This window comes from Luteimonas sp. S4-F44 (assembly GCF_022637415.1).
GTDB lineage: Bacteria > Pseudomonadota > Gammaproteobacteria > Xanthomonadales > Xanthomonadaceae > Luteimonas.
The window spans coordinates 2324957-2350470 of the sequence record NZ_CP093340.1; the positions used below are offsets into that span (position 1 = coordinate 2324957).

Here is a 25514-nt window from a genome sequence, read left to right on the forward strand (position 1 = left end):
GTCCATGACCAAGACCGCAATGCGTTTCCCCGCGGAGTGGGAGCCCCAGTCCGCCATCCTGATCGCCTGGCCGACCGAAGACACCGACTGGGCCGAGCGCCTGGGCGAGGTCGAGGACACCTACATCGCACTGGTTTCCGCCATCACCCGCTTCCAGCCGGTGCTGATCTGCGTGCCCGACGAGGACGTCCAGAGCTACGCCTATGTGCGCCTGGCCTCCAACCGGGTCGACATGGACCGCGTGCGCTTCGTCGAGGCGGCCTACGACGACACCTGGCTGCGCGATTCGGGGCCGATCACCCTGGTGGGCGACGACGCATTCGTTCTCAACGACTTCCGCTTCACCGGCTGGGGCGGCAAGTTCGAGGCCAGCCGCGACGACCTGCTGGTCGGGCATCTGCATGCGGCCGGGCTGTTCGAAGGCCGCGCCCAGCGCCGGCAGATCGACTTCGCATTGGAAGGCGGTGCGATCGAGACCGACGGTGCCGGCACGCTGCTCACGACGTGGCGCTGCCTGCACGAGCGTCATCCCGAAACCTCGCGCGAAGCGCTGAGCGCGCGGCTGGCGGATTGGCTGGCACAGGACCGCGTGCTGTGGCTCGATCACGGCTACCTCGAGGGCGACGACACCGATGCGCACATCGATACGCTCGCGCGGTTCGCGCCGGGCGATGCGATCGTCTTCCAGGCCTGCGACGACGCGGACGACCCGCACCACGCCGAACTGCAGGCGATGGCCAACGAGATCGCGGCGCTGCGCACGTCCGGCGGCACGCCGTATCGGTTGTTCCCGCTGCCGTGGGCGCGTCCGATCCTCGACCAGGGCCGTCGCCTGGCCGCCAGCTATGCGAACTACCTGATCCTCAACGGCGCGGTGCTGATGCCCGCCTATGGCGACCCGGCCGACGAAGCCGCCGCCGCCGTGCTGGCCCAGGCGTATCCGGGGCGCGAGATCGTGCAGGTGCCCTGTCGCCCACTGATCTGGCAGAACGGCAGCCTGCACTGCATCACCATGCAGTTGCCGGAGGGGCTGCTCGCAAGCTGAGCTGCGCGGTCTCTCGGCCGCGAAGCGGGAACATGACCAACGGCACTGGAGGGTGACTACACGTGTCGCCAATCTGGCCCGCCGCCTGGAGTGCTTTCGATGCCCCGCCCCGTGCTTGCCGCCATTGCGGCCTTGCTGTTGTCCGCCACGGCGCTGGCGTCCGCGCCGGGCCAGGACACCACCGCCGATGCCCTGGCTCGGTTGCAGGCGGCCTCGACGGTCGCCGAATCCGATGCGTTGCTGATCGTCCACGACGGCCGCGTGCTGGTCGACACCGCCACCGACCCGGCGCGCGCACCGATCGAACTGATGTCGGCGACCAAGTCGGTGGTGGCGCTGGGCGTGGGCCTGCTGCTGGCCGACGGCAAGCTGGACTCACTCGACACCCCCGTCCATACCTTCTTCCCCGAATGGGCGCAGGGCCGCAAGCGCGAGATCACCGTGCGCATGCTGCTCGACCACACCTCCGGCCTGCAGAACGCGCCCAATGCCGGCGAGGAGATCTATCCGGCGCCCGACGCCGTGCAGCTCGCGCTCGCCGCCGAACTGTCGACGCCGCCGGGCGAGGTCTTCGCCTACAACAACAAGGCGACCAACCTGCTGGCCGGTGTGATCGGCAAGGCCGCGGGACGGCCGATGGACGTGTACCTCAACGAGCGGCTGTTCCAGCCGCTGGGCATCGTGCCGGGTCCGTGGTACCGGGATGCGTCGGGCCAGCCGCACGGCATGGCCGGCCTGCCGCTGACCGCGCACGATGCGGCCAAGATCGGCCGCCTGCTGCTCGACGATGGCGTGACTCCCGACGGCAAGCGCCTGCTGCCCGAAGGATTCGTCACTGCGCTGTACACGCCGGGACCGCGTTCGGCGCGCGTGGGGCTGCTGTGGTGGCGGATCCCGGCCTGGCAGGTCCTGCGCCTGCGCCCCGAGGCCGTCGATGCCGCCCGCGCGCGCGAGGCCGACCCGCGCTGGATCGAGGCTCTGACGCACTTGCGCGATCGACCGTTGGCGGGCACCGCCGGCCTGCGCGCCGCGCTCGGCGAGTTGCTGGGCGATGACTGGCCGGCGATCTACGCCCGCGAGGTCAGCGAGCGCGGCATCGCACGCGCCGACCTGTTCGACGAGGACACCGGGCCAGTGGTGGCCTACGCCGCCGAGGGCTTCCTGGGGCAGTACATCGTCGTCGTGCCCGACAAGCGCCTGGTCGCGGTGCGGCAGATCCGGCGCCGCGATACCCCGCACGCACCGGCGCTGGACTATCCGGGTTTCACGGCCGACGTCGTCGCACTCGCGGCCACGCTTTGACGCGCTCTGAACGGCAGTGGCCGACGCGCGGGCGCGCGCGTCCTTCCGCGTTAGCATGGTCGGCCTTTTCGAGTCCCGTATCGTTGCCGCCATGACCCGCAAGACCACCCTGCCCGTCGCGCTGATCCAGGAACGCGCCATCATCGATCGCGGCGCCGACAACGCCGAGGCCAACCTGTCGGTCATCGAGGCGCGTGTGCGCGAGGCCGCCGCCCAGGGCGCGCGGCTGGTGCTGCTGCAGGAACTGCACAACGGCGCGTACTTCTGCCAGGAAGAGAACGTCGACGCGTTCGATCTCGCCGAGCCGATCCCCGGCCCGAGCACCGAGCGCCTGTCCGCACTCGCCCGCCAGCACAAGGTGGTCCTGGTCAGTTCGCTGTTCGAGCGCCGCGCCGCCGGCCTGTACCACAACACCGGCGTGGTGTTCGACGCCGACGGCAGCCTGGCGGGCAAGTACCGCAAGATGCACATTCCCGACGATCCGGGCTTCTATGAGAAGTTCTACTTCACCCCGGGCGATCTGGGATTCAAGCCGATCGACACCTCGGTCGGCCGGCTCGGTCTGCTGGTGTGCTGGGACCAGTGGTATCCCGAGGCCGCCAGGCTGATGGCGCTGGCGGGCGCGGACCTGTTGCTGTATCCGACGGCGATCGGCTGGGATCCGGGTGACGACGACGCGGAGAAGACCCGCCAACGCGATGCCTGGATCCTCAGCCACCGCGGGCACGCGGTGGCCAACGGGCTGCCGGTGCTCTCGTGCAACCGGGTCGGCCACGAGCCCTCACCGCTGGGCGCAGCCGGCATCGACTTCTGGGGCAACAGCCACGTGCTCGGTCCGCAGGGCGAGTTTCTCGCCCAGGCCGGTGGCGATCCGACGCTGCTGACCTGCGAGGTTGACTTGGGGCGCAGCGAGCACGTGCGCCGGATCTGGCCGTTCCTCCGCGACCGCAGGATCGATGCCTACGGCGATCTGCTCAAGCGCTACATCGACTGACGCCGGTGGCCGTCCCCACTTCCGGCGTCGTGATCCGCGATGCGCACGACGGCGACCTCGAGGCGATCGCCGCGCTCTATGCGCGGGAGGTCGTCGACGGCGTGGCCACCTACGAGTACGACGCGCCGGACAGCGACGAGATGCGACGACGCTGGTCGGCGCTGCGCCAGGCCGGCTTTCCATATCTGGTCGCAGAACGCGACGGCCGCTTCGCCGGTTATGCCTATGCCGGCGGTTTCCGAACGCGCATCGGCTATCGCTTCACCGTCGAAAGCTCGGTCTACGTCCTGCCGGCGCTGCACGGTCAGGGCGTCGGACGTCGGCTGATGGACGCACTGATCGAGACCTGCACGCAGCGCGGCTTCCGCCAGATGATCGCGGTGATCGGCCCACCGCTGGACGGCCCGTCCGTCCGGTTCCACGCACGCCTGGGCTTTGAGACCGTCGGCGTGCTGCCGGGCTCGGGGCGCAAGCATGGACGCTGGCTCGACACCATCTTGATGCAGCGCGCGTTGGGCGACGGCGCCACCACCCCACCCGAGGACGACTGACCCGATGACCGATTCCGCCGCCACCCCGTCCTGGCAGACGCAGCCGCACGCGATCGTCGAGCGCGACGGCGTGCGCTACACGCTGCTGGGCACCGCCCACGTCTCGAAAGTCAGCGTGGAGGCGGTCGAGGACGCGATCGGCAGCGGCGCGTTCGACATGGTCGCGGTCGAACTCGACCCGCAGCGCCTGCAGGCGATCACCGATCCCGACGCGCTGGGCCAGCTCAATCTGGTCGACGTGATCCGCAAGGGCCGGGTCGCGCTGTTCGCGGCCAATCTGGCGCTGTCGGCCTACCAGCGCCGACTCGCCGAGCAGCTCGGCATCGAGCCTGGCGCCGAACTCAAGCGTGCGGTCGCGCTCGCCGATGCCCGGGGACTGCCGGTCGCGCTGATCGACCGCGATGTCGGCCTGACCTTCCGACGCACGTCGTCTCGGCTCGGGCTGATGGGCAAGCTGCGACTCGGCGGCAGCCTGATGTCGGGCCTGCTGACCAACGAGGAGATGGGCGAGGACGAGATCGAGAAGCTCAAACAAGGCGACATGCTCGAGTCGAGCTTCGGCGATTTCGCGCGCAGCGATCCCAAACTCTACGAGACGATCATTGCCGAGCGCGACCGCTACATGGCCGCGCGCCTGCGCGGCGATGTCGGCCAGGCCCGCGAGGTACTGGCGGTCGTCGGCGCCGGCCACCTGGCCGGCATCGCGCGTCACCTTGCCGAAGACACGCAGGCGCCCTCGGCGATCCGCACGGAGCTGGAACAGGCGCCGAGCACGCGTCGATTCCCGTGGTTCACCACCCTGCTGATGGCGCTGATCCTGGCGATGATCGGCTGGGGTTACTGGCATGGCGGCGTCGACGTCGGCCGCCAGTTGCTCGAGGAATGGGTGCTGATCACTGCGGCATTCGCGGCGCTGGGCGCGATCGCCGCCGCCGCGCACCCGCTGGGCATCCTGGCCGCGGCGATTGCCGCGCCGCTCAAGCCGTTCCGCCCGCCGGGCGTCTCGCCCGGCCTGTTCAGTGCGCTGATCGAGGCGCACATGCGCAAGCCCGCCTACAGCGACTTCCTGGCCCTGCGCGACGATGCCGGCACGTTCCGCGGCTGGTACCGCAATCGCGTCTCGCGGACGATCCTCAACTTCCTGTTCACCAACCTGGGGTCGAGCATCGGCGTGTGGGTGGCGGGCCTTCGGATCTTCGGCAAGCTGCTGCACTGACGCCGCGACACGCAGTCCGGCGCCGACCACCGGGTATTCAGGACGGAATGAATGGCCCGCGCCGCCAAGCGCCGCGGGCCATGGAGGACATTACGACGCCGTGGGCACAGCCGCCGGCACGCCCCGAGCACGCCGGAGCATGCGCGCCGAGCCGTGCCGCAGATCGTCGAGAATCGCGTAGATCGTCGGCAGGAACAGCAGGCTAACCACGGTCGAGAACGCCAACCCGCCGGCGACCGCACGCGCCATCGGCGAGTACGCCAGGCCACCGAGCACGACGGTGTCGCTGAGCGAGATCGGCACCATCGCCAGGATCGCCGTGCCCATCGTCATCATGATCGGCCGCAACCGCTCGCGACTCCCTTCCACCAGCGCCTCCAGGCGCGGCATGCCGCGTCGGCGCAGGTTGTTGATGTGCTCGACCATGATGATGCCGTTGTTCACCACCACGCCCATCAGCACCAAGATGCCGATGAAGGCCATGATCGTGAATGGTGTGCCGGTGAGCCAGAACAGCCAGAACACGCCGAATACCGAGAACAGCACGCAGCTCATGATCGCCGCCGGGAACAGCAGCGACTCGAACACTGCCGCCATCACCACGTAGATCATGATCACCGCGATCAGCAGGTTGAACAGCATCTGCTGGCTTGCAGCGGCGTCGTCCTCGAAGCCGCTGCCGGAGAAGCTGTACCCGTAGCCAGCAGGGAACGCGACCGTGTCCAACGTCTGCTCCAGCGCCTTGCGGGCATCGGGCATCGTCGTCCCACCGGCGAGGTTGGCCTGCAGCGTCAGCGAGGTCTGCCGGTCGTTGCGGTTGATCTGGCTGGAGGATGGCTCGACCCGCATCTCGACCAGACTGGTCAGCGGCACGCTGCGGCCGTCCGGTGCCCGGACCATGAACGCGGCGATGTCGGCTTCGCTGTAGGTCTCCGCACCCGCGAAGCGGACCCACACCGGCACCTCGTCGTCGCCGCGCCGGAACTCGCGCAGCTGGCTGCCACGCAGCGCCAGGCCGACGAAGCTCGACACCTGCTCGGCCGAGAATCCGAACGCGGCCGCGCGGTCGCGATCGACACTGATCCGAAGTTCATGGTTGAGATCGCCCGAGTCCACGCGCACGTCGCGCAGCGCCGGATTGGCCGCCAGGATCGGGATCACGCCATCGGCGATTTCGCGCAGCACCTGGGTCGAATCGCCGACCAGCTGCACCTGGACGCCCTGGCTGCCACCGGCCCCACCGCCGCCCCCATCGCCGCCGCCACGCACGCCGACATCGGCCCGCGCGGACTTGGGCAGTGCCTCGCTGATCGCCTCCGACAGCGCCCGGGTGTCGCCCACGTCGTCGTTGAAGGTGATGATCGTGCCCGAGTCGCCGTCCTCGCCGAACCACGAGTAGAGCTGCCGGATCCGGTACTGCTCGCGGTGCTCGTCGAGGAAGGTCTCGTAGCGTCGCACCTCGTCGGAGCGCTGTTGCAGGTTGTAGCTGCCCTTCCACTGGTAATACAGCTGGATCTCCTTGCCGCCGCCGCTGTCGCCGAACATATCGAACTTGATCTGGCTCATCGGCAGCAGGCTCAACGCGATCACCAGGACGATGCCGGCTACCGACCAGCCGCGGTGCTGCAGTGACCAACGCAGCAGCCGCGCATAGCCGCGTTGCATGCGTGGGATCAGGCCATCGGGCCGGGCGACCGCCGGCGGCGTCTTCATCCGCGCCGACATCATCGGAATCAGGCTCACGGCCACCAGCCACGAGGCCAGCAGCGACACCGAGATGGTGATCGCCAGTTGATTCATGAAGATGCTGATGTTGTTGGTCTCGCCCAGCATGTTGGGCACGAACACGATGCAGTGACACAGCGTGCCGGCCGACAGCGCGATCGCGACGTGCCGCGTGCCCAGCACCGAAGCCAGCCAGGGCTGGTCGGGCATGCGTTCGCGCTCCTGGTAGATGCTCTCCACCACGACCACGGCATTGTCGACGAGCATGCCGACCGCCAGCAGCAGGCCCATCAATGACAGCACGTTGAGCGTGACGTCGAAGAAGTGCATGAAGCCCAGGGTGATGATGAAGCAGATCGGGATCGCGAGCGTCACCATCAGCGTTGACGGCCAATGGCGCAGAAAGAAGTACAGCACGATAATCGACAGCACCAGGCCGATCGCACCCGCCTCGACCAGTTCCAGCAGCGAGGACGTCACCTCCTCGCCCATGTTCTGGATCACCTTGACGTCGATGCCTTCCAGTCCCGGCTCGCTGCGCGCGGTCTCGACCTCGGCCAGCACGGTACGCGCGACCTCGACGAGATTGGCATCGCGCTCCTTGAAGATGTCCAACCCCACCGCCGCCCGTCCGTCGAGGCGCCGGCCGTAATCCATGCGCTGCGGCTTGAAGCGCACATCGGCGATGTCCGACAGCCGCAGTCCCTTCTGATCGATCACCAGGTCGCGCAACTGCTGCAGATCCTGGATCTCGCCCAGCGGCTGCACCCGCAGGCGCTGCCCGCCATCGAGGATCTGGCCGGCCGAGACCGAGAAGTTCAATGCGCGCAAACGCGTGGCCAGCGCGTTGAGTTCGATGCCGTGCGCGGTCAGGCGATCGGGCTGGACCGCGATCTCGACCTCGTTCGGTGACGCGCCGCTGATCTCCACCCGCGCCACCCCGGGCACCCGTTCGAGCCGGCGTTTGAGCTGCCGGTCGATCATTTCGTAACTGCCCGACAGATCGACATTGGCCGCCAGGCGCAGGCGCAGCACCGCTTGGTCGCTGGTCGTCCACTTGTGGACGAAGTAACGGCGGAAGTCGTCGGGCAGGTCGCTGCGGATGGCATCGATCTTCTCGCGCGCCTCGGCCGCGCTGATCGCGATGTCGCGATCCCAGTCCGAGAACTGCAGCAAGACGCCCGCACCGTCCGCGGTCGCTTCGCCCCGCATGCGCTTGATCCCGCCCATCGTCGCCAAGGTTTCCTCGGCCGGACGCAGCAGATTCTGCTCGGCCTCCGATGGCGTCGAGCCGGCATAGGACATCTGCACGTAGAGGATCGGCATGGTCAGGTCGGGCAACGCCTCCAGCGGCAGGCGGACCGCGGCGATCAGTCCGATCACCACCATCGAGACGAAACACATGATGGTGGTGACCGGGCGACGCAGGCTCAGCTCGGCGATGCTCATGGCGTGCCGGCCTCCGCCACATCACGCTCGGCAGCCGCGCCCAGGCGCGCGCGACGACCGCGCTCGGCGTAGAACGCATCGGACTTGCGATCCAGCAGGTCGTAGACCACCGGAATCACCAGCAACGTGAGTACGGTTGAGACCGCGAGGCCGCCCATGACGGTGATCGCCATCGGTGAGCGCACCTCCGCGCCCTCGCCCAACGCCAGCGCCAGCGGCAGAAAACCGAACAGCGTCGCCAGCGTGGTCATGACGATCGGACGCAGACGCGAGCGCGCGCCTTCCACCAACGCCTCGCGCTTGGCCATGCCGGCCTCGCGCAACTGGTTGACCTTATCGATCAGGATGATCGCGTTCTTGACCACCAGGCCCACCATCAGGATCAAACCGATGAAGGCGACCACCGAGATCGTGTTGCCGGTCAGCAGCAACGCGCCGATCGCGCCGACCATCGCGAGCGGGATGGTGAACAGGATCACGAACGGATGCAGCAGCGACTCGAACTGCGAGGCCATCACCAGGTAGACCAGGAAGATCGCCAACGCGAACGCCATCAGCAGCGAGCGCATCGACTCGGCGAGCTCTTCGCCCTGACCGCCGATGTGCAACCCGATTTCGGGGCCCAGCGGGTTCTCGGCGACCATCTGCCGCACCTCGGCCATCGCCGCACCCAGATCGATGCCGCGCAGGTTCGCCGACACCACCGCCACGCGCACCTGGTCGGCACGATGGATTTCGCTCGGGCCGACGGTCGCGACCACGTCGGCGACCGAATCCAGCCGCACCGCCGCACCGCTGCCCGGATTGACGATCAGGTTGCGGATGCGGTCCACCGAATCGCGTTCGTTCTCCTGCGCGCGCACCAGCACATCGATCTTGCGGTCGCGGAAGTTGTAGCGCGTGGCCACCTCGCCGCGGACCGCACGCACCACCGCATCGGCGATCTGCCGCGTGGTCAGGCCGAACGCGCCCGCACGCTCCTGGTCGAAGACGATCTGGATCTCCGGGAAGCCCTGCTCCACCGTGCTCTTGACGTCGGCATAGTGCGGATTGGCCCGCAGCAGTTCGGCCATGCGCTGGCCGGCCTTCGCCAGCCCGTCGAGATCCTGGCCCCGCAGTTCGATCTCCAGCGGCGTGGAGAAGCTGAAGATCTGCGGCCGCGAAAAGTCGACGGCGACGCCGGGATACCGGCGCATGGTCTCGCGCAGGCGGTCGGTCTGCTGCGCCTCGAACTCGCGGCTGCCGCCGCCGCTCATGACGATGCTCAGCCGGCCGATGTTCTCGCCGCTCTCGGTCGGATTCGCATCCAGCCGGGTGCCGCTGCCGCTCACGCCGAACAGCAATGCCACGCCGTCGTCGTCGCGATGCGTCTGCTGCACCTCGCGCATGATGCGGTCGGTTTCGCGCAGCGGCGTGCCCGGCGGCAGCTTGGCGGTCATCTCGAACCGGTCCTGTGCCAGCTGCGGAATCAGGTCGGTGCCCAGCAGCGGCACGGCGAACATGCTGACCAGAAACACCGCGGTCGCGGTGCCCAGCACCAGCCACGGACGCGACAGCGCCGCCGGCAGGATGCGCATGTAACCGCGCTCAGCGCGCTCGTAGGGCGCCATCGCCGCATCGCTGGCGCGTCCCATCACGCGACCCACCACGTGCGAGACCCCGCGCCAGATGCGAATGAGCAGCCAGGCCAGGCCGAACAGCACGCCGCGGATGCTGGCACCGATGCCGCGGCCGGTCGCTGCGAACGGCTTCTGCCAGCGGCGTTCGGGGCGCCACTGCGGGTGCGGTGCTTCTTCCGGGAACGCCAGCGGCGGACGACCCTTGAGCGAGGCCAACATCGGGATCAGCGTCATCGCCACCAGCAGCGACACGCCGACTGCGATCGCGATCGTCAGCGCCTGGTCGCGGAACAACTGGCCGGCGATGCCCTCGACGAACACCAGCGGCAGGAACACCGCGATGATCGTCAGCGTCGAGGCAATCACCGCCATGCCCACTTCCCGCGTGCCGGTGATCGCGGCCTCCAGCACGCCCAACCCGCGCTCGCGCGCCTTGGCGATCGACTCGAGCACGACGATCGAGTCGTCGACCACCAGGCCGGTCGCGAGCGCCAGGCCGCCGAGCGACATCACGTTCAAGCTCAGCCCCAGCTGGCCCATGAAAAAGAACGTGGTGATGATCGAGACCGGCAGCGACAGGCTCACCACCAGCGTGCTCCAGCCGTTGCGCAGGAACAGGAAGATGATCAGCACCGCCAGCGTGCCACCGATCAGCGCATCGGTGCGCACGTCGTTGATCGCCGCCCGCACGAACTTGGACTGGTCGTCGACAACGGTCAGTGTCATCCCGGTCGGCAGATCCTTGCGGATCACCTCCAGACGCGCCTGGATCGCATCGGCGGTCGACACGGTATTCGCATCGCCCTCCTTGTAGATCGCCAGCTCCACCGCCTCGTCGCCGCCGAGCCGGATGATGCTTTCGCGCTCCTTGAAGCCCTGGCGCACCGTGGCGATGTCGCGCAGCCGGATTGCACGCCCGCCCGCGATCGTCGTGCCATCCGCGCCCGACGCACTCTGCACCGACGCCGCCGCCGCGAGCACCGCCTGCGAGCCACTCGCCGCCGCGATCGCGGCCATCTGCTGCGCCGCACTGGCGGCGGCGTTGTCGCCGCCCGACTGCGTGGCCACCAGCATGTCGCCGATCTGCTCGACGCTCGCGAACTGGTTGACCGTGCGTACCAGATAGCGCTGCGTGCCCTGATCGAGACGACCGCCTGACAGGTTGATGTTCTCCTGCTGCAGGCGCTGGATCACGTTCTCGATCGGCAGGCCGATGCGCGCCATCTGCTGCAGGTCCAGCTCCACCTGCACTTCGTCCTCGAAGCCGCCGCCGACCTTGACCGCAGCCACGCCGCCCACCGGTTCGAGCTTCTTCTTCAGATCGTCGTCGGCGTAGCGACGCATGCGCGTCAGTTCGTCGACCGCATCGCCCTGGTCGCCCGCGGTCAACGCCAGGCGCAGGATTGGCTCGGTGGACGGGTTGAAGCGCAGCAGCACCGGCGGCTTGACCTCCAGCGGCAACTGCAAGCTCTCGAGCTTGTCGCGCACCTCCAGGCTCGCCTGGTCCATGTCGGTGCCCCAGGCGAACTCCAGCACCACATCGCTCTGGCCAGTCCGCGAGATCGAGCGCAGCTTGCGCACGCCCTTGACCACGCCCAGCGCCTCCTCGACCGGCTCGCTGACCAGCGTCTCGATCTCCGACGGCGCCGCCCCGGTGTATTCGGTGCGCACGGTCAGCGTGGGATAGCTGAGATCGGGCAGCAGGTTGACCTTGAGGTTGGTCAGCGCGATCAGGCCGAACAGCATCATGCTGATCGCGACCATCCACACGGTCACCCGGCGGCGTGTGGAGAACTCGACCAGATCGAATCGCCTGGGCGTGGTGGCGTGCGGGTCCGCGGCCGGGCCGTCGCCGGCGGGGCCCTCGTGGGAGGCGCCGGCCATTACTGCGCGTCGCTCTTGGTGCCGGTGGCGGGCTTGGCGGCCGCGACCGGGGCTGCACCGATCACCTGCACCGGGCTCCCCTCGCGCAGCGCGACCTTGCCGGCGGTCACGACCTGCATGCCGTCCTCGAGGCCGTCGCGGACTTCGATCAGATTGCCGTCGACATAGCCCAGCGTCACCGGCACGCGCACGGCCTTGCCCTCGCGCACCGTGAACACCGCAGCCTGGTCGCCGTCGTCGAGCAGCGCGGCGCGCGGGATCACCAGCGCGTCGGCGCGCTGGTCGTAATCGATGTGGATGCGGCCGAACATGCCCGCGCGCAGCGCATCGGTGCCGGCGAAGGCGGTGACCACGCGAAACGTGCCGCTGCGCGATTCGACCACCGGCGCGACGCGCTCGACGACGCCCTCAAACGACTCGCCCGGCAGCGCATCGACCTGCAGCCGCACCGGCTGGCCGCGCTTGAGTACACGCAACTCGCGCTCTGGGACATTGAGCGTCGCCTCAATGCGCGCGTTGTCGACGATGCTGAAGATCGGCGTGTTGATCTGCACGAAGTTGCCGGTGCGGATCATGCGCTGGGAGATCACGCCAGCGATCGGCGCGGTGACCGTGGTGTACGACAGTTCCAGCTGCGCCATCTCGTACTGCGCGCGTGCGGTATCGAGATCAAACTTGATCTGGTCCAGGTCGTTGGCGCTGATCATTTGCTGACCGACGAGCTGCTGCGCGCGACGGTAACTGTTTTCCAGCTTGCCCATCGTCGCCCGGCTCTGCAGCACCGCCAGGCGCGCACGGTCCGGGTCGAGCCGCACCAGCGGCTGACCGGCACGGACGGCATCACCTTCCTCGACCAGCACCTCCAGCGCGATGCCCGAGGTCTTGGCGACCACGTCCGCGCCGCGGGGCACGTCCAGCGATGCGGTCCCCACGTAGCTCGCCGCCACGCTGCGCCGCGCCACGGTTTCGGTCTCCACCGGCACCGGTGCCTGCGCCGCCTCGGTGGGCTTGGCCTGGGCATCGCCACCGCCCCCCTTGCAGGCGCTCAAGCCGAAGGCGGCCGCCAGCAGCAGGCTGCCGGCGAAAATGCGTCCCGAGGACGTGCGAACGAGCAGTGTCGACATTGGAATGGAAGGACCCCTACGGTGTGGTAGCAATGTAGTTCACCCGAACATGCGGATTCCATCCGCCATTGGTCATGGTGACCTCCAGCGTCGCGGCCCGCAGCGAGCGGAGTCGTTGGGCTTGCACAACGCCCATGGCTATACTGGACCGGTTGCCCGCGGTTCAGCGACCGCCCGCGGGTCACGTCCGACGCTCCCCCGACAGCCGTTTCAGCCACTCAGGATTGCGGATACCAAGATGACGCGACCGCTGCTGCTCGCTTCCTGCCTCGCCCTTACCGCGATGGCCTCCCCCGCGGCCCTGGCGCAGACCGCCACCGCACCTGCTACCGCGCCCAATGCGCCGCTGGTGGGCGATGCCGGCAACGGCCGGACCCTGACCTACACCTGCCAGGGCTGCCATGGGGTCGAGGGCTACCGCAACGTCTACCCGCACTACCACGTGCCCCGGATCGGCGGCCAATCGTCCCAGTACCTCATCAATGCACTCCACGAGTACAAGCGCGGCACCCGCCGGCATCCGACGATGCAGGCCCAGGCGCAGAGCTTCTCGGACCAGGACATTGCCGATATCGCCGCATTTCTTTCGGAGCTGACCCAGTGAGCGGCATGCATCGGACCTTCCTTCTCGTGTTCCCCGCCATGGCCTGTCTGGCGTTGGCCGCCTGCGGTGGCCCCGCCGCCGACGATCAGGCGCATGCCGGAGGCGGCACGTCGTCATCGGCCGGCCTGCCCAAGGGCTCGGCGCAGGCGGGCGAGCGCGCGGCGAACGTCAAGAGCGCCGCGACCGGCCAGACCTGCATCGACTGCCATGGCGCCGGCGGCAACGTGCCGCTCGACCCGACCTATCCGAAGATCGGCGGGCAGTACCGCGACTACATCGCCCACGCCCTCCAGGCCTACCGCGACGGTACGCGCGAGCATGCGCTGATGTCGCAGCAGGCCGCTGGCTTGAGCGACCAGCAGATCGCCGACCTCGCGGCCTATTTCGCCGACCAGCCCAGCCAGCTGCGCGATCTTCGCGGCGTGCACGACCGCTGATCGTCGCGGCTGTCGCCCACACCCGGATCGGCCCACTCGGGCCGCGCGGGCGTTGGCGGGATGCCTACGGGCGGATCAAGCCGTTTGATCCGCCGTGCATGCGCGCATGCCTATTGACGCGGGCTTCGGCTTTCAGCCTTTGACGTCCCACGCGCCGAGCATCGCAGGGTCGCGGGGGCCAAACGGAGCCCTTTGTCTGCGTGCAGCGAGCTTGGGCTGCCTGCCCCGCCGTCCGAGAAGCGCAGCAGCGTCGCGCGGCCTCACTTGCCCAGGCTGTCGCGGTCTTCCTGCAACTCCGGCTTCCACGGCACGTCCGGCGGCGGACGGCCGTCGGTCTCGACATCCTGCATGTTCGGATCGGTGATCCCACATCCGCCGCCGAAGGCCAGCAACGCGACACTGCACTGGATGGTCTTGCTGGTGCCCGGGATCGGGATCAGCACTGTCTGCACGCTGCGCCGCACCCATTCTTCCAGCAACGACTCGCTGGGCACCCAGTAGCGGTCGAAGCGCGTCGACTCGTAGCCCGGCGCCGGCCGCCGCAGCCAGGTGCCCATGCGGTCGATCTTCTCGAAATCCTCGGTGATCGTGCCTGGCGGCAACCCGCCACCGACGCGCCCGCCATCGGCCAGGCGCGGGCGGCCATCGGCACCGAACAGGCCCGACGGCCGGCCGGGACGGCCGCCGTCGCGCGCGGTGTCGGCATCGCCCCAGTCATCGGCGGCGCGGGTCGACGGCGCTGCCCCCGGCGGAGAGGCTGTCGCGGGCCCGCGACCGGCGGTCGAAGCCGGCGTCCGCTCGCCCGCGCCCGGCGCAGGCGTCGCCGTGCCGCCTGGTGCTTGCGTCGGGGGAGCCGGCACCGGTGCCGCGACAGGGGCCGGGGTCGCCGCGACCTCGGCAGCGGGCGCAGGCGCAGGCGCAGGATCGCGCAGCGGCACCGTGCGCTCGCGCGCGGCGACTTCGGGCGTGGGCCGGTCTGCCGGCGCCGGCGTCTCGACCGCGACTTGCGGCCGCGTCGCCGTCGGCAGCCGGACCGTTTCGGTCGCCTGCGCCACCGCCCGCTCCCGGACCTCGACCTCCAGCGTCGGCGCCTCTGGCGTGGGCGGTGCCAGGTCGATGCGTTGCGGCCCACGGATGGCCGGCACCTCGACTGCCTGCAGTGCGGCATCGGGCACCTGACGCTCGCGCACCTGGACCTCTGGCACCGGCACCGCCGGACGCGGCGGCGGTAACGTGAACGCACTGTCGGGCAGCGGCGTCTCGGTGACCTGCAACACGTCCTGCGCGGGCGCGTCGTCCGCATCGGCCACCGTGTTCGCTGGCACGGGATCCTGGGCCTGTGGTGGCGCCGCGGGTGCGGGCGTCGGTGCGGAGGCAGGCTCGACTGACGGGGGCGGAACGGCAGCCGTCGGCGTCGGTAGCGCCGGTGCCTGCTCGCCAGCGCCGCCCCCGGCATCGCGAGGCGTGCCGTCGCCGATGAACACGGCTTCGACGACGTGTTCCTCGCCTTGGGCGGCGGCGTCGGTCAGCGCCAGGAACCGCGCCTGCATCAGCAGCAGCAACAGGCCCAGCCACGTCAGCTGGATCAGCAGCGTACTCACCAGCGACACGATCCGCAGGCCGCGTTCGTCCCGGGGATCGTACTCCCACAGCGGATAGGCCAGGCTGGCCCAGGCGGCCAGCGCCGTGGCCGGCGGCGTGCCGCGACGACGTGGAGGCGCCGGCCGGCTGGCCAGCACCGCGGCGATGGCCGCCGCGGCCGCGCCGGTCACCGCCCCGCTGCGCACCCGCAGGGTGGCGAACCAGTCTGCCCAACCGGGCGGAAAGCCTGTCGGCGTTTCGGCCGACCCGTCCGACCGCCGGCGGCGGAGGATCTCGATCAGGTCGGCAGAGGTGAACATCCGTCGCAGGCCGCCGGCTGCCGGGCCTGGATCAGGCCGCGTCGCGCGGCATGTACGGCGCGCTGCCGCTGCCGTGATCGGTCGCGTCGCGCACGGCGGTGACGCCGGGCACCTTCTCCATCAGCGTTTTCTCGATGCCCTGCTTGAGCGTCACATCGACCAGGCCGCAGCCGTGGCAGCCGCCGCCGAAGCGCAGCACCACCACCCCCTCGGCGGTGATCTCCTGCACCGACACGTTGCCGCGATGCTGGGCGAGCTGTGGATTGACCTCGTTCTCGACCACCCAGTGCACACGCTCCACCAGCGAGGCGGCTTCCGGCGGCGCCTCGCCCTTGATCTTCGGCGCGCGGATCTGCAACTGCCCGCCCGTCGCGCGGGCCTCGTAGTCGATCTGCGCGCCATCGAGATAGGGCACGCTCGGCGCATCGAGCCACAACGTGAAGCCCTCGCAGTCGATCGCCCATTCGTCGCCGGTCAGATCGCCGGGTTCGGCGAATTCCAGCCGCACGTCCGCGCGCGTGGTGCCGGCATGGACCGCGGCCAGGCGCACCCCCAGCCCCGGTAGCGCCTCGCGCTCGATCAGCTTGCGGAAATGCGTCTGTGCGGATTCGGAGATATTGATCATGGGGGTATTCTAGCGAGCCTGCGCCGGCGCACGTGCCGGTCGCCGTCTGTCGCATGAATGGCCGTCCGGTAACGGCCGCTGCTGCCCAAGGAGCTGCCGATGTCGGATCTCATCCCCCTCGCCCAGGCCCACTGCATCGCCCGTCGCGGCGCCGAGCACCGCCTCCCCGAAGCGCGGGTGCGCGAACTGCTGCCGCAACTGCCGGAATGGGCCCTCGCCGAGGACGGCCGCGCGCTGACCCGCACGTTCCGGTTCGAGGACTACTACCGGACGATGGCGTTCGTGAACGCCCTGGCGTTCATCGCCCATCGCGAGGACCACCACCCCGATCTGGGCGTGCACTACGACCGTGTCGAGGTCCGCTACTCGACCCACGATGTCGGCGGGCTGAGCGAGAACGACTTCATCTGCGCGGCCAAAGCCGATCGGCTGGTCGCGTGAGCCGTCGCGCGATCGGCCTGCTGGCTGCGCTTGCCTGCGCAGTCCCGGCGTGGGCGGATCCGCCTACTTTCATGGACGCGCTGGCAGCCTATACAGCCGGCGATCCCGCGCGCTGCGGCGAGATCCTGCTGGACATGGAAGCCGCGGGTGGCGCGGTGCCAACGAGCGGCGAACTGTTGACGGCCGAATGCCTGTCGGCAACCGGACGCTACGATGACGCCTTCGCCTATCTGCGCAGGCAGCTCCCCAACGGTCGGATCGCACTCGACGAACTACTAGGTAAATCGCGCCCGGGGCTGGACGCGCTGCGGGCGCAGCCGGAATGGGCCGCGTTGCGCGCCGAGGCCCAGTCGTTGGAGGCAGCGCGCGCCGCCACCCTGGATTCCGCGCTGCGTGCAGAACTCCTGGCGCGCGCGGCTCGCGACCAGGCGGTCCGCAGCACGATGACCGATGGCGGCACGGCGCGGCTCGACCAATCCGACTGGGAGGCGATCGCAGCAGTCGACCGCGACAACGTCGCCTGGCTGAAACCGCTCATCGAGTCTCGAGGTTGGCCGGACAGCGATCTGGTCGGCCACGACGGCGCGAAGGCCGCGTGGCTGCTCGTCCAGCATGCCGACCACGACCCCGCATTCCAGCGCGACGCGCTCGCGCGGATGCAGGTCGCGGTCGAACGGGGGCGTGCCGACCGCAGCGACTTCGCGCTGCTGACCGACCGCGTCCTGCTCGCGGATGGCCAGCCGCAGCGCTACGGCACTCAGTTCCAGACCGGCGAGGATGGCGTCATGCGGATGCGCCCGGTGGAGGACCCCGACGGCCTGGAGGCCCGCCGCGCTGCTGTCGGACTGCCGTCGATGGCCGACTACCGCCAGGTGCTGCGCGAAGGTTACGGCATACCGGTCGAATGATGGCACGGTCTGTGCGTGGCGGCTGTGGACGTGGCGTCCAAGCATCGGGCCCTGTTCCAGTCGGCGGCCCGCCTTGAGCGCGCCTCCAGGCGCCGTGACCGCCAGACCGACCGTCTCCCGGCTCAGCCCAGCCGATCCAGCGCCTCTCGCAGGTCCTCGGCCAGCGGTGCATTGAGGACATAGGCTTCGCCGTCGTCGAGCGTGAACTCCAGCGATGCGGCATGCAGGAACAGGCGCCGCAACCCGATCTGCTCGCGCAGCCGCCGGTTGACCGCAAGATCGCCGTACTTGTCGTCGCCGGCCACCGGATGGCCGATGTGCTGGGCGTGCACGCGGATCTGATGGGTGCGCCCGGTCTCGATCCGCACTTCGCAGTACGACTGCCCGCCGCGGCGCTCCAGCACTTGGAAATGGCTCAGCGAGGGCTTGCCCGCGGCGTTGACCTGGACGTGGCGCTCGCCGCCCTGGCGCAATCCCACATGCAGCGCCGCATCGACGCTCATCGTGCCGCCGGGCAGGCGACCGGCGAGCAGCGCGAGGTAGCGCTTGCGGATACCCGCGCCGTGGTCCTCACGCATCAACGCCTGCAGCTGAGTCAGTGCCGAGCGCTTCTTGGCCAGCACCATCAGCCCCGATGTGTCGCGGTCGAGCCGGTGCACGAGCTCCAGCGACTGGTTCGGGCGCAGCGCGCGCAACGTCTCGATGACCCCGAAACTGATCCCGCTGCCGCCATGGCTGGCGATCCCCGACGGCTTGCTGATCGCCAGCAGCCGAGCATCCTCGAACACGATGCTCGCCTCCATCGCCGCCAGCAGCCCGCGCGAGGGCGTGCCCGCCTCCCCGGCCGGCGCCAGCCTGACCGGGGGAATGCGGACCTCGTCGCCGGCCTCGAGCTTGCGCTCGGCCTTGGCGCGGCCGCCGTTCACCCGTACCTGGCCACTGCGCACGATCTTGTAGACGATCGACCGCGGCGCGCCCTTGAGCTGGCCCAGCAGGAAGTTGTCGAGGCGCTGGCCGGCGCGCTCGTCGCTCACCCGAACCAGCCGCACGCCGCCGCCGGCCGGGCCGGAATCGTTGTCAGTCATCGTCGCCTAATTTATCTGCTACACTCGGCCCGCGATATAAGGTGCTGATTTCCCTGGAAGAACACGGGCCAAAAGCCCACCTTCCGAAGGTCTCCGGACAGTGCGCGGCCACCGCCCCAGGGGCGGCCATGTTAGCGGCTGGACGGCAACGCTGCTTATCGCCCGATGCCTGGCATCGGCGCTGAACACGTCCCGCGCGGCGCCCGCACTGGTCCAAGACCGGTCGCGAGCGGCCAGCGGCCCGCAACACCCAGACAACAACGAGCGCTCCCGCGGCCCGCCGTGGTGTCGTAGCGCTGGAAAATCCGGTTCGTCGCTGCGCGTGCGCGGCGGCTTCAGGCTTCATCCAGGCGAAACGCCCCGACGTTCCGCGCGCGAGAGCGCGTTGAGGAACGCAATTCATGAAGCGCATGCTCATCAATGCGACGCAGGCAGAAGAACTGCGCGTCGCGATCGTCGACGGCCAGTCGCTGTACGACATCGATATCGAACAGCCGGCCCGGGAACAGAAGAAATCCAATATCTACAAGGGCCGGATCACCCGGATCGAGCCCTCGCTCGAGGCCGCATTCGTCGAGTACGGCGCCGCCCGCCACGGCTTTCTGCCGCTCAAGGAGGTCTCGCGCGACTATTTCCAGGCCGGCGTCGACCCCAATAAGGGCTCGATCAAGGAACTGCTGCGCGAGGGCCAAGAGGTCGTCGTCCAGGTCGACAAGGAAGAACGCGGCAACAAGGGCGCCGCGCTGACCACGTTCATCTCGCTGGCCGGCCGCTACATGGTGCTGATGCCCAATTCGCCGACCGCCGGTGGCGTCTCGCGTCGGATCGAGGGCGAGGACCGCGCCGAGCTGAAGAAGGCGATGGACGCGCTGAGCATTCCCGACGAGATGGGCGTGATCATCCGCACCGCCGGCGTCGGCCGCGACGCCGAAGAACTGCAGTGGGATCTGGACTACCTGCTGAGCATCTGGCGGGCGATCGCCGAAGCCGCGCTCAGCAAGCCCTCACCGTTCCTGATCTACCAGGAGTCGCGCCTGATCACCCGGGCGCTGCGCGACTACATGCGCGCCGACATCGCCGAAATCCTGGTCGATACGCCGGAGATGTACGCCGAGGCACGCGACTTCGTCGAGCAGGTCATGCCGCACAACCTGCGCAAGCTCAAGCATTACACCGACGATGTTCCGCTATTCAACCGCTACCAGATCGAGTCGCAGATCGAGAGCGCCTACGAGCGCACCGTGCGCCTGCCCTCGGGCGGCGCGCTGGTCATCGACCAGACCGAGGCGCTGACCGCGATCGACGTCAACTCGGCACGCGCCACCAAGGGCGGCGACATCGAGGAGACCGCGTTCAACACCAACCTGGAGGCGGCCGACGAAGTGGCCCGCCAGCTGCGCCTGCGCGACCTGGGCGGCCTGGTGGTGATCGACTTCATCGACATGTCGTCCAACAAGCACCAGCGCGACGTCGAGAACCGGCTGCAGAACGCGCTCAAGTACGACCGCGCGCGCGTGCAGCAGAACCGCATCTCCAAGTTCGGCCTGCTGGAGATGAGCCGCCAGCGCCTGCGCGCGAGCCTGGGCGAGTCCAGCCAGATCGTGTGCCCACGCTGCGAAGGCCACGGCCGCATGCGCAGCATCGAATCGCTGTCGCTGTCGATCATCCGCGTCGCCGAAGAACACGCGATGAAGGACAACACCGGGCAAGTGCTGGTGCAGGCGCCGGTGGAGATCGCCAACTACCTGCTCAACGAAAAGCGCAGCGCGCTGGCCGAGATCGAGAAGCGCCACGGCGCCCCGATCATCATCGTCGCCGACGAGCAGTTGCACACGCCGCACTACGAGGTCTCGCGCATTCGTGAAAACGAGCTCGGCGAAGAGACCAGCCGCCCGAGCTACCAGCGCGGCACGCCGCGCCGGGTGGCGACCATCGCGCTGAGCAAGGGCAACCTCAACGTGCCGCCGCCGGCCGTGACCAACGTCCGCCCGGCCCAGCCCGCGCCGGTCCGCGAGCCCAAGCCCGAGCCGGCCCCCGCCCCGGCGCCCGTGCCCGTCGCTGCACGGGCACCGGCACCGGCGCCAGCGCCCGCCTCGTCCGGCGGTTTCGTCGGCTGGCTCAAGACGCTGTTCGCCGCCCCCGCCCCGGCTGCGCCGCAGCCCGCGCGCCAGGATGCCCGCGCACCGCGTTCCGATGGCCAGGCCCGCGACGGCCAGCCGCGCGGCGAAGGACGCGGCAACGGCCGCAACGGTCAACGCCGCGACCGCCGCGGGTCGCGCTCGGGCGGTCAGGGCGGTCAGGGCGCGCAGACCGGCGCTCCGGCACCCGCGCGCGAGGAGCAGGCCGCCGCTCCGCAGCGCGAAGCGCGCCGCGAGCAGCCGTCCGCCCAGGACAAGCGCCCCCAGGAGCGTCGCCAGAAGCAGAAGCAGCCGCGTGCCCCCCGCCCGCCCAGAGGCGAGGACGACGCCACCGAGACGATGACAGCCCCGGCCGTTGCGGCCACCGCTGCTGCGGTGTCGACGCCTTCGACCCAGGCCGCGGCCCCCGCGCGCACGGAAAGCACGCCTGCGCCGTCGGCCACTCCGGCACCGGTGGAGGCGCCGAAGCTCGAGGCATCGGCTGTGGTCGAGACCGATCGGCACATCCCCGCCTCGGCAACGGACGCCGCATCGCCGCTGGTCGCCCCGGTCGCCGCCAATGCCGATCCGACCGACGATGATCAGACCGACGAAGCACCGGTCGCCAGCGACGATGACGAGGCCGGCAATGGCCGTCGCCGTCGCGGTCGTCGCGGCGGCCGTCGCCGTCGCCGTGGCAAGGCCGGCGACGGCAGCGTCGCCGGCGACGAGTCGCAGCAGGACGATGACGAGGCCGCGGACGACCACGGGATCGTCCCGTCCGACCGCGCCCAGCCTGAGTTCGACTTCGATGACCTGCCAGCCGCCCCGGCCCAGGCCCCGATGACCGCGCCGGCATCCGCGCCCCCCGCAGTACCGGCGCCAGTCCCGGCCGCCGCCGCGGCCGCAGCCGTGATCGCGACCGGCGTCGACGTCGCGACGCCGGCATCTGTCGACCGCGCATCCGGACCGGCGGCGTCTCCGGTACCCGCCGTCGCCCCGACGCCCGCGCCGGCCCTGCCCATAGCCCCGAGGACGACCGTCGACACGGACGTGACCGACCCGTCCGCTCCGGCACAGGCACAGAGCGCCGACCCGGTCGACCCGGCCGCGACGCTATCGGCCCCGTCCGCGGTCGAGACCGCCCAGGCCGACGCCGATGCCGCGGACCCCGCATCGCCGGTCGAACAACCGGCGACGGACGCCAGCAGCCGCGACACCACCCCGGGCCTGTTCGATACGCCGAGACCTGCCGGCCCCGCGACCGATGCGATCGACACAGTTGCGCAGGTCGAGACCGTCGAGATCGATCGGACCGAGGCGACCGACGCAGCGTCGCAGGCCACGGGCGCAGTCGCTCTCGCAACGGACACGACGCCGGCCGGTATCGCCGACGCGACGCCGCCACAGCTCGAATCGACGGATACGGTCGAGCGCAAGGCGCAGCCCGATGCCGAGGCCCCGCGCATCGACGCGCCAGAGGCCGCAGTTGCGACGAACGCGCCTGTGCCGACTGGTACCGACTCTGAGGTTGACGGCGAAGCCGAGCTAGACGCGCATCCGGACCCGCGTCCGAATCGCGAGGCCTGAGCCATACGAAAAGCCCCGGCACGTCCGGGGCTTTTTTTGGCCCCTCTGACCTGAGTTATGCCCGCGTGCTCGACCGCCGATCAGGGCGTTCGGCAGCAGATGCCGCCTGCCCACTGCGGCCAAGGGCAGCACCACCGCCCTACTCCCTGCACCAGGCGACCGAACCCAGCGCAATCCCCGCGTCGAGGCAGGCCGCCGCGCGCGTGCGCGTGGAGACCGTGGGCGCGGCGCGCCTACACCGCCATGTCGGGCGGCGCGATGCCGTACTGGCTCGCCAAACGCGCCAATGCGATCGCATCCTGGATATGCAGCTTCTCGAACAACCGCGATTTGTGGGTATTGACGGTTTTCGCGCTCAGGCTCAGGCGTTTGGCGATGTCTTCCTGCCGCAAACCGTGCAACAGCAGCATCGCGACCTCGAGTTCGCGACTGGACAGCGCATCGAACGGCGTGCCATCCCCGTCGACACCGGCCAGCGCCAGGTTCTGCGCAATAGTGCTGGCGAGGTAGCGCTTGCCGCGCGCGACATCGCGCACCGCACGCACCAGCTCGGCGGCATCGCCGCCCTTGCCCACATAGCCCGAGGCACCGGCTTCGATCAGCCGCCGCGGCATCGGGCCGTCCTCGAGGATCGACACCACGATCACCCGTGTCGGTGAGCCACCGCGCACAATGCGCTCGGTGACCTCCAGGCCACTGACCCCGGGCAAATGCAGATCGCACAGCACGATGTCGGGCTGCAGCTTGCGGATCTGCGGCAGCGCCTCCTCACCGCTCTGGGCCTCGCCGACGACCTCGATGTCGTCTTGGCCGTCGAGGATCATGCGCATGCCGGTGCGTACCAATGCATGGTCGTCGACCATGAACACACGAATCTTCATCCTTGTTGTCCCGTTGATTCCCCAGAACGAGGCTAAGCGTTGCGTCGCGGTGGCCGCAAGTCGGAGAAATCCGACTGCAAGGTCAGTCGGTTCCGCGCTCGCGCGTCATCAGGACCCGCAGGTCGTCGACCATCTGCGTGACCGGCTGATCGTACTGGAACGCCAGCTGCAGCCGGCCGTCGGGCCCGATCACGTAATTCACCATGGTGTGGTCCATCGCATACGACGAACGCGTGGGTACCTGCCGGTAGGTCACGCGGAAGGTCTGCGCTGCCAGGCGGGTCTGCATCGCATCGCCGCGCAAGGCGACGATGCCGTCGCCGAATGCACGCACGTACTCCTCGAGCACCGGGCCAGTGTCGCGCTCGGGATCGACGGTGACGAACACGATCCGCAGCCGGTCGCCGTCCTCGCCCAGCGCCCGGCGCACCTGCGTGGCCTTGAGCAGGCTCGTCGGGCAGACCTCAGGACAGTGGGTGTAGCCGAACGACAGCAGGACGTAATCGCCGCGGAAGTCGCCCAGACCGCGCGGGTGGCCGTCGGTGTCCTGCAGGTCCAGGCTGCGCCCGTACGACACGCCCGACAGGTCAGTGCCGTGGAACGGGCCGGCAGGCGGCGACGCGCAGCCCGACAGCGCGAGCGCGAGACAAAGGACGGACGGCAGTAACGATCGCACGGGACGCTTGGCGGATTTTCGAAAAGGACGACCTCGACACCGCATGGGCCACGAGGTCCCATGATTCTAGGCGCTCGGGCCTGAAGGTCCGGTTGCGACCGATCGTCGCAGCCCCGCGCCGCGGCCCTGGACCCGCCGCTCGGCAGCAGGCTAGAGCGTACGCAGCCGCGCGATGGCCGCGTCGAGCGTTGCCGGATTCTTGGCAAAGCACAACCGCGCCAGCCGCTGGCCCTGCGGGGGCTGGGCGTAGAACGGCGACAGCGGGATCGCGGCCACGCCCTTGTCGGTCGTCAACCAACGGCAGAAGGCCGCGTCGTCGAGATCGCTGACCTCGGCGTAATCGACGAGCTGGAAGTAGCCGCCGGGCACCGGCAACGGTCGCAGCCGGGTCGTCGCGAGCTGCGCGGCGAAGGCGTCGCGCTTGGCCTGGTAGAACGCGCCCAGTTGCTCGTAGTGCTCGGGTTCCTCGCGCAACATGGCCGCGAACGCATGCTGGGCCGGCGCGAACGTGCAGAACACGTTGTACTGGTGGACCTTGCGGAACTCCGCGCTCAGCGCCGGCGGCGCGATGCAGTAGCCGAGCTTCCAGCCGGTGCAGTGATAGGTCTTGCCGAAGCTCGAGACCACGAACGCGCGCTCGCGCAGCGCCGAGTAGCGCAGCGCCGACTCGTGGCGCGCACCGTCGAAGACGATGTGCTCGTAGACCTCGTCCGACAGCAGGTAGATGCCGGTCTCGGCGACGATGTCGGCGATCGCCTGCATGTCGTCGGCCGCGAACATCGCGCCCGACGGGTTGTGCGGGCTGTTGACGATCAGCAGGCGGGTGCGCGGCGTGACCGCCTCGCGCACCCGCTGCCAGTCGGGCGCGAAGGTGGCCGGATCGAGCGGCACGTGCACTGCGACCGCGCCGGCCAGTTCGATCGCCGGCTCGTAGCTGTCGTAGGCCGGGTCGAGCACGATCACCTCGTCGCCCGCGCGCACGACCGCGTGGATCGCATTGAACAGCGCCTCGGTCGCGCCGCTGGTCACGGTGACCTCGGTCTCGGGATCGGGAAGATGGCCGTAGACGCGCGCGGTCTTCTCGGCGATCGCATGGCGCAGCGCCGGGGTACCGGTCATCGGCGCGTACTGGTTGTGCCCGTCGCGCATCGCCGCGGCCAGCGCGTCGACCAGACGCGGGGGCACTTCGAAATCCGGAAAGCCCTGGCCGAGATTGACCGCGCCGTGCTCGGCCGCCAACTGCGACATCACGGTGAAGATCGTGGTGCCGACCTTGGGCAGCTTGGTCCGAGTCATCTGGCCTGCGTCCATCGTGAAAGGGCACCGAGTGTACGGGCCCG

19 protein-coding genes are annotated in these 25514 nt (G+C 69.4%); 10 read left to right on the forward strand and 9 right to left on the reverse strand.

The window, feature by feature from the left end:
- Window positions 1-4: 4 nt before the first annotated feature.
- From MNO14_RS10695 to MNO14_RS10715, 5 genes are all read left to right on the forward strand, one after another.
- A complete protein-coding gene (locus MNO14_RS10695) occupies window positions 5-1045 on the forward strand; it encodes an agmatine deiminase family protein (protein WP_241943733.1) in 1041 nt (346 codons plus the stop codon).
- Window positions 1046-1144: 99 nt separating this feature from the next.
- Window positions 1145-2347 (forward strand): serine hydrolase domain-containing protein, encoded by a 1203-nt coding sequence (locus tag MNO14_RS10700; RefSeq protein ID WP_241943734.1) that lies wholly within the window; start codon window positions 1145-1147, stop codon window positions 2345-2347.
- A 91-nt stretch (window positions 2348-2438) separates the two neighbouring features.
- The gene (locus MNO14_RS10705; RefSeq protein ID WP_241943735.1) at window positions 2439-3341 is read left to right on the forward strand and encodes a carbon-nitrogen hydrolase; all 903 of its coding nucleotides are present in this window, start codon (window positions 2439-2441) and stop codon (window positions 3339-3341) included.
- A 5-nt stretch (window positions 3342-3346) separates the two neighbouring features.
- A complete protein-coding gene (locus tag MNO14_RS10710) occupies window positions 3347-3892 on the forward strand; it encodes a GNAT family N-acetyltransferase (protein WP_241943736.1) in 546 nt (181 codons plus the stop codon).
- 4 nt (window positions 3893-3896) lie between these two features.
- Window positions 3897-5108, forward strand: a complete 1212-nt coding sequence (locus MNO14_RS10715) for a TraB/GumN family protein (RefSeq protein WP_241943737.1) — start codon at window positions 3897-3899, stop codon at window positions 5106-5108.
- A gap of 90 nt (window positions 5109-5198) precedes the next feature.
- Here MNO14_RS10715 and MNO14_RS10720 read toward each other — a convergent pair whose 3' ends face one another.
- From MNO14_RS10720 to MNO14_RS10730, 3 genes are read right to left on the reverse strand one after another with little or no spacing between them, the layout of a single operon-like run.
- Window positions 5199-8282 carry an efflux RND transporter permease subunit gene (locus MNO14_RS10720; RefSeq protein WP_241943738.1) on the reverse strand — a complete coding sequence of 1028 codons (3084 nt, stop codon included), beginning with the start codon at window positions 8280-8282 and terminating at the stop codon, window positions 5199-5201.
- The gene (locus MNO14_RS10725; RefSeq protein ID WP_241943739.1) at window positions 8279-11785 is read right to left on the reverse strand and encodes an efflux RND transporter permease subunit; all 3507 of its coding nucleotides are present in this window, start codon (window positions 11783-11785) and stop codon (window positions 8279-8281) included. Before MNO14_RS10725 ends, MNO14_RS10720 begins: the two co-directional genes overlap by 4 nt.
- Entirely contained in the window at window positions 11785-12909 is a 1125-nt protein-coding gene (locus tag MNO14_RS10730; RefSeq protein ID WP_241943740.1) for an efflux RND transporter periplasmic adaptor subunit, read from the reverse strand. The genes MNO14_RS10725 and MNO14_RS10730 overlap by 1 nt, the downstream gene beginning before the upstream one ends.
- 283 nt (window positions 12910-13192) lie before the next feature.
- On the opposite strand from MNO14_RS10730, the gene MNO14_RS10735 reads away from it, so the two are divergent.
- Both MNO14_RS10735 and MNO14_RS10740 read left to right on the forward strand, forming a co-directional pair.
- Window positions 13193-13513 (forward strand): cytochrome c, encoded by a 321-nt coding sequence (locus tag MNO14_RS10735; RefSeq protein ID WP_241943741.1) that lies wholly within the window; start codon window positions 13193-13195, stop codon window positions 13511-13513.
- Between the two features lie 38 nt (window positions 13514-13551).
- Complete coding sequence (locus tag MNO14_RS10740; RefSeq protein ID WP_241946320.1) at window positions 13552-13950, forward strand: cytochrome c; 399 nt, start codon at window positions 13552-13554, stop codon at window positions 13948-13950.
- Between the two features lie 260 nt (window positions 13951-14210).
- On the opposite strand, the gene MNO14_RS10745 is transcribed toward MNO14_RS10740, so the two are convergent.
- Together MNO14_RS10745 and MNO14_RS10750 are read right to left on the reverse strand one after the other, a co-directional pair.
- Window positions 14211-15851 carry a hypothetical protein gene (locus MNO14_RS10745; protein WP_241943742.1) on the reverse strand — a complete coding sequence of 547 codons (1641 nt, stop codon included), beginning with the start codon at window positions 15849-15851 and terminating at the stop codon, window positions 14211-14213.
- A 31-nt stretch (window positions 15852-15882) separates the two neighbouring features.
- Entirely contained in the window at window positions 15883-16476 is a 594-nt protein-coding gene (locus MNO14_RS10750) for an NfuA family Fe-S biogenesis protein (protein ID WP_241943743.1), read from the reverse strand.
- Window positions 16477-16575: 99 nt separating this feature from the next.
- Here MNO14_RS10750 and MNO14_RS10755 point away from each other — a divergent pair, with 99 nt between their 5' ends.
- A complete protein-coding gene (locus MNO14_RS10755; RefSeq protein ID WP_241943744.1) occupies window positions 16576-16917 on the forward strand; it encodes a 4a-hydroxytetrahydrobiopterin dehydratase in 342 nt (113 codons plus the stop codon).
- 71 nt (window positions 16918-16988) lie between these two features.
- Window positions 16989-17825, forward strand: a complete 837-nt coding sequence (locus tag MNO14_RS10760; protein ID WP_241943745.1) for a DUF6624 domain-containing protein — start codon at window positions 16989-16991, stop codon at window positions 17823-17825.
- A 122-nt stretch (window positions 17826-17947) separates the two neighbouring features.
- Here MNO14_RS10760 and MNO14_RS10765 read toward each other — a convergent pair whose 3' ends face one another.
- Complete coding sequence (locus MNO14_RS10765; protein WP_241943746.1) at window positions 17948-18910, reverse strand: RluA family pseudouridine synthase; 963 nt, start codon at window positions 18908-18910, stop codon at window positions 17948-17950.
- A 401-nt stretch (window positions 18911-19311) separates the two neighbouring features.
- Here MNO14_RS10765 and MNO14_RS10770 point away from each other — a divergent pair, with 401 nt between their 5' ends.
- Window positions 19312-22617, forward strand: coding sequence for an Rne/Rng family ribonuclease (locus MNO14_RS10770; protein WP_241943747.1), 3306 nt, complete (start codon window positions 19312-19314; stop codon window positions 22615-22617).
- A gap of 233 nt (window positions 22618-22850) precedes the next feature.
- On the opposite strand, the gene MNO14_RS10775 is transcribed toward MNO14_RS10770, so the two are convergent.
- The 3 genes from MNO14_RS10775 to MNO14_RS10785 all read right to left on the reverse strand — a co-directional run bounded on the left by MNO14_RS10775 (window position 22851) and on the right by MNO14_RS10785 (window position 25470).
- Entirely contained in the window at window positions 22851-23498 is a 648-nt protein-coding gene (locus MNO14_RS10775) for a response regulator (RefSeq protein ID WP_241943748.1), read from the reverse strand.
- 82 nt (window positions 23499-23580) lie between these two features.
- Window positions 23581-24174: an SCO family protein gene (locus MNO14_RS10780; RefSeq protein WP_241943749.1), complete on the reverse strand. Its 594-nt coding sequence runs from the start codon at window positions 24172-24174 to the stop codon at window positions 23581-23583.
- 150 nt (window positions 24175-24324) lie between these two features.
- Window positions 24325-25470 (reverse strand): pyridoxal phosphate-dependent aminotransferase, encoded by a 1146-nt coding sequence (locus MNO14_RS10785; RefSeq protein ID WP_241943750.1) that lies wholly within the window; start codon window positions 25468-25470, stop codon window positions 24325-24327.
- Window positions 25471-25514 lie beyond the last annotated feature (44 nt).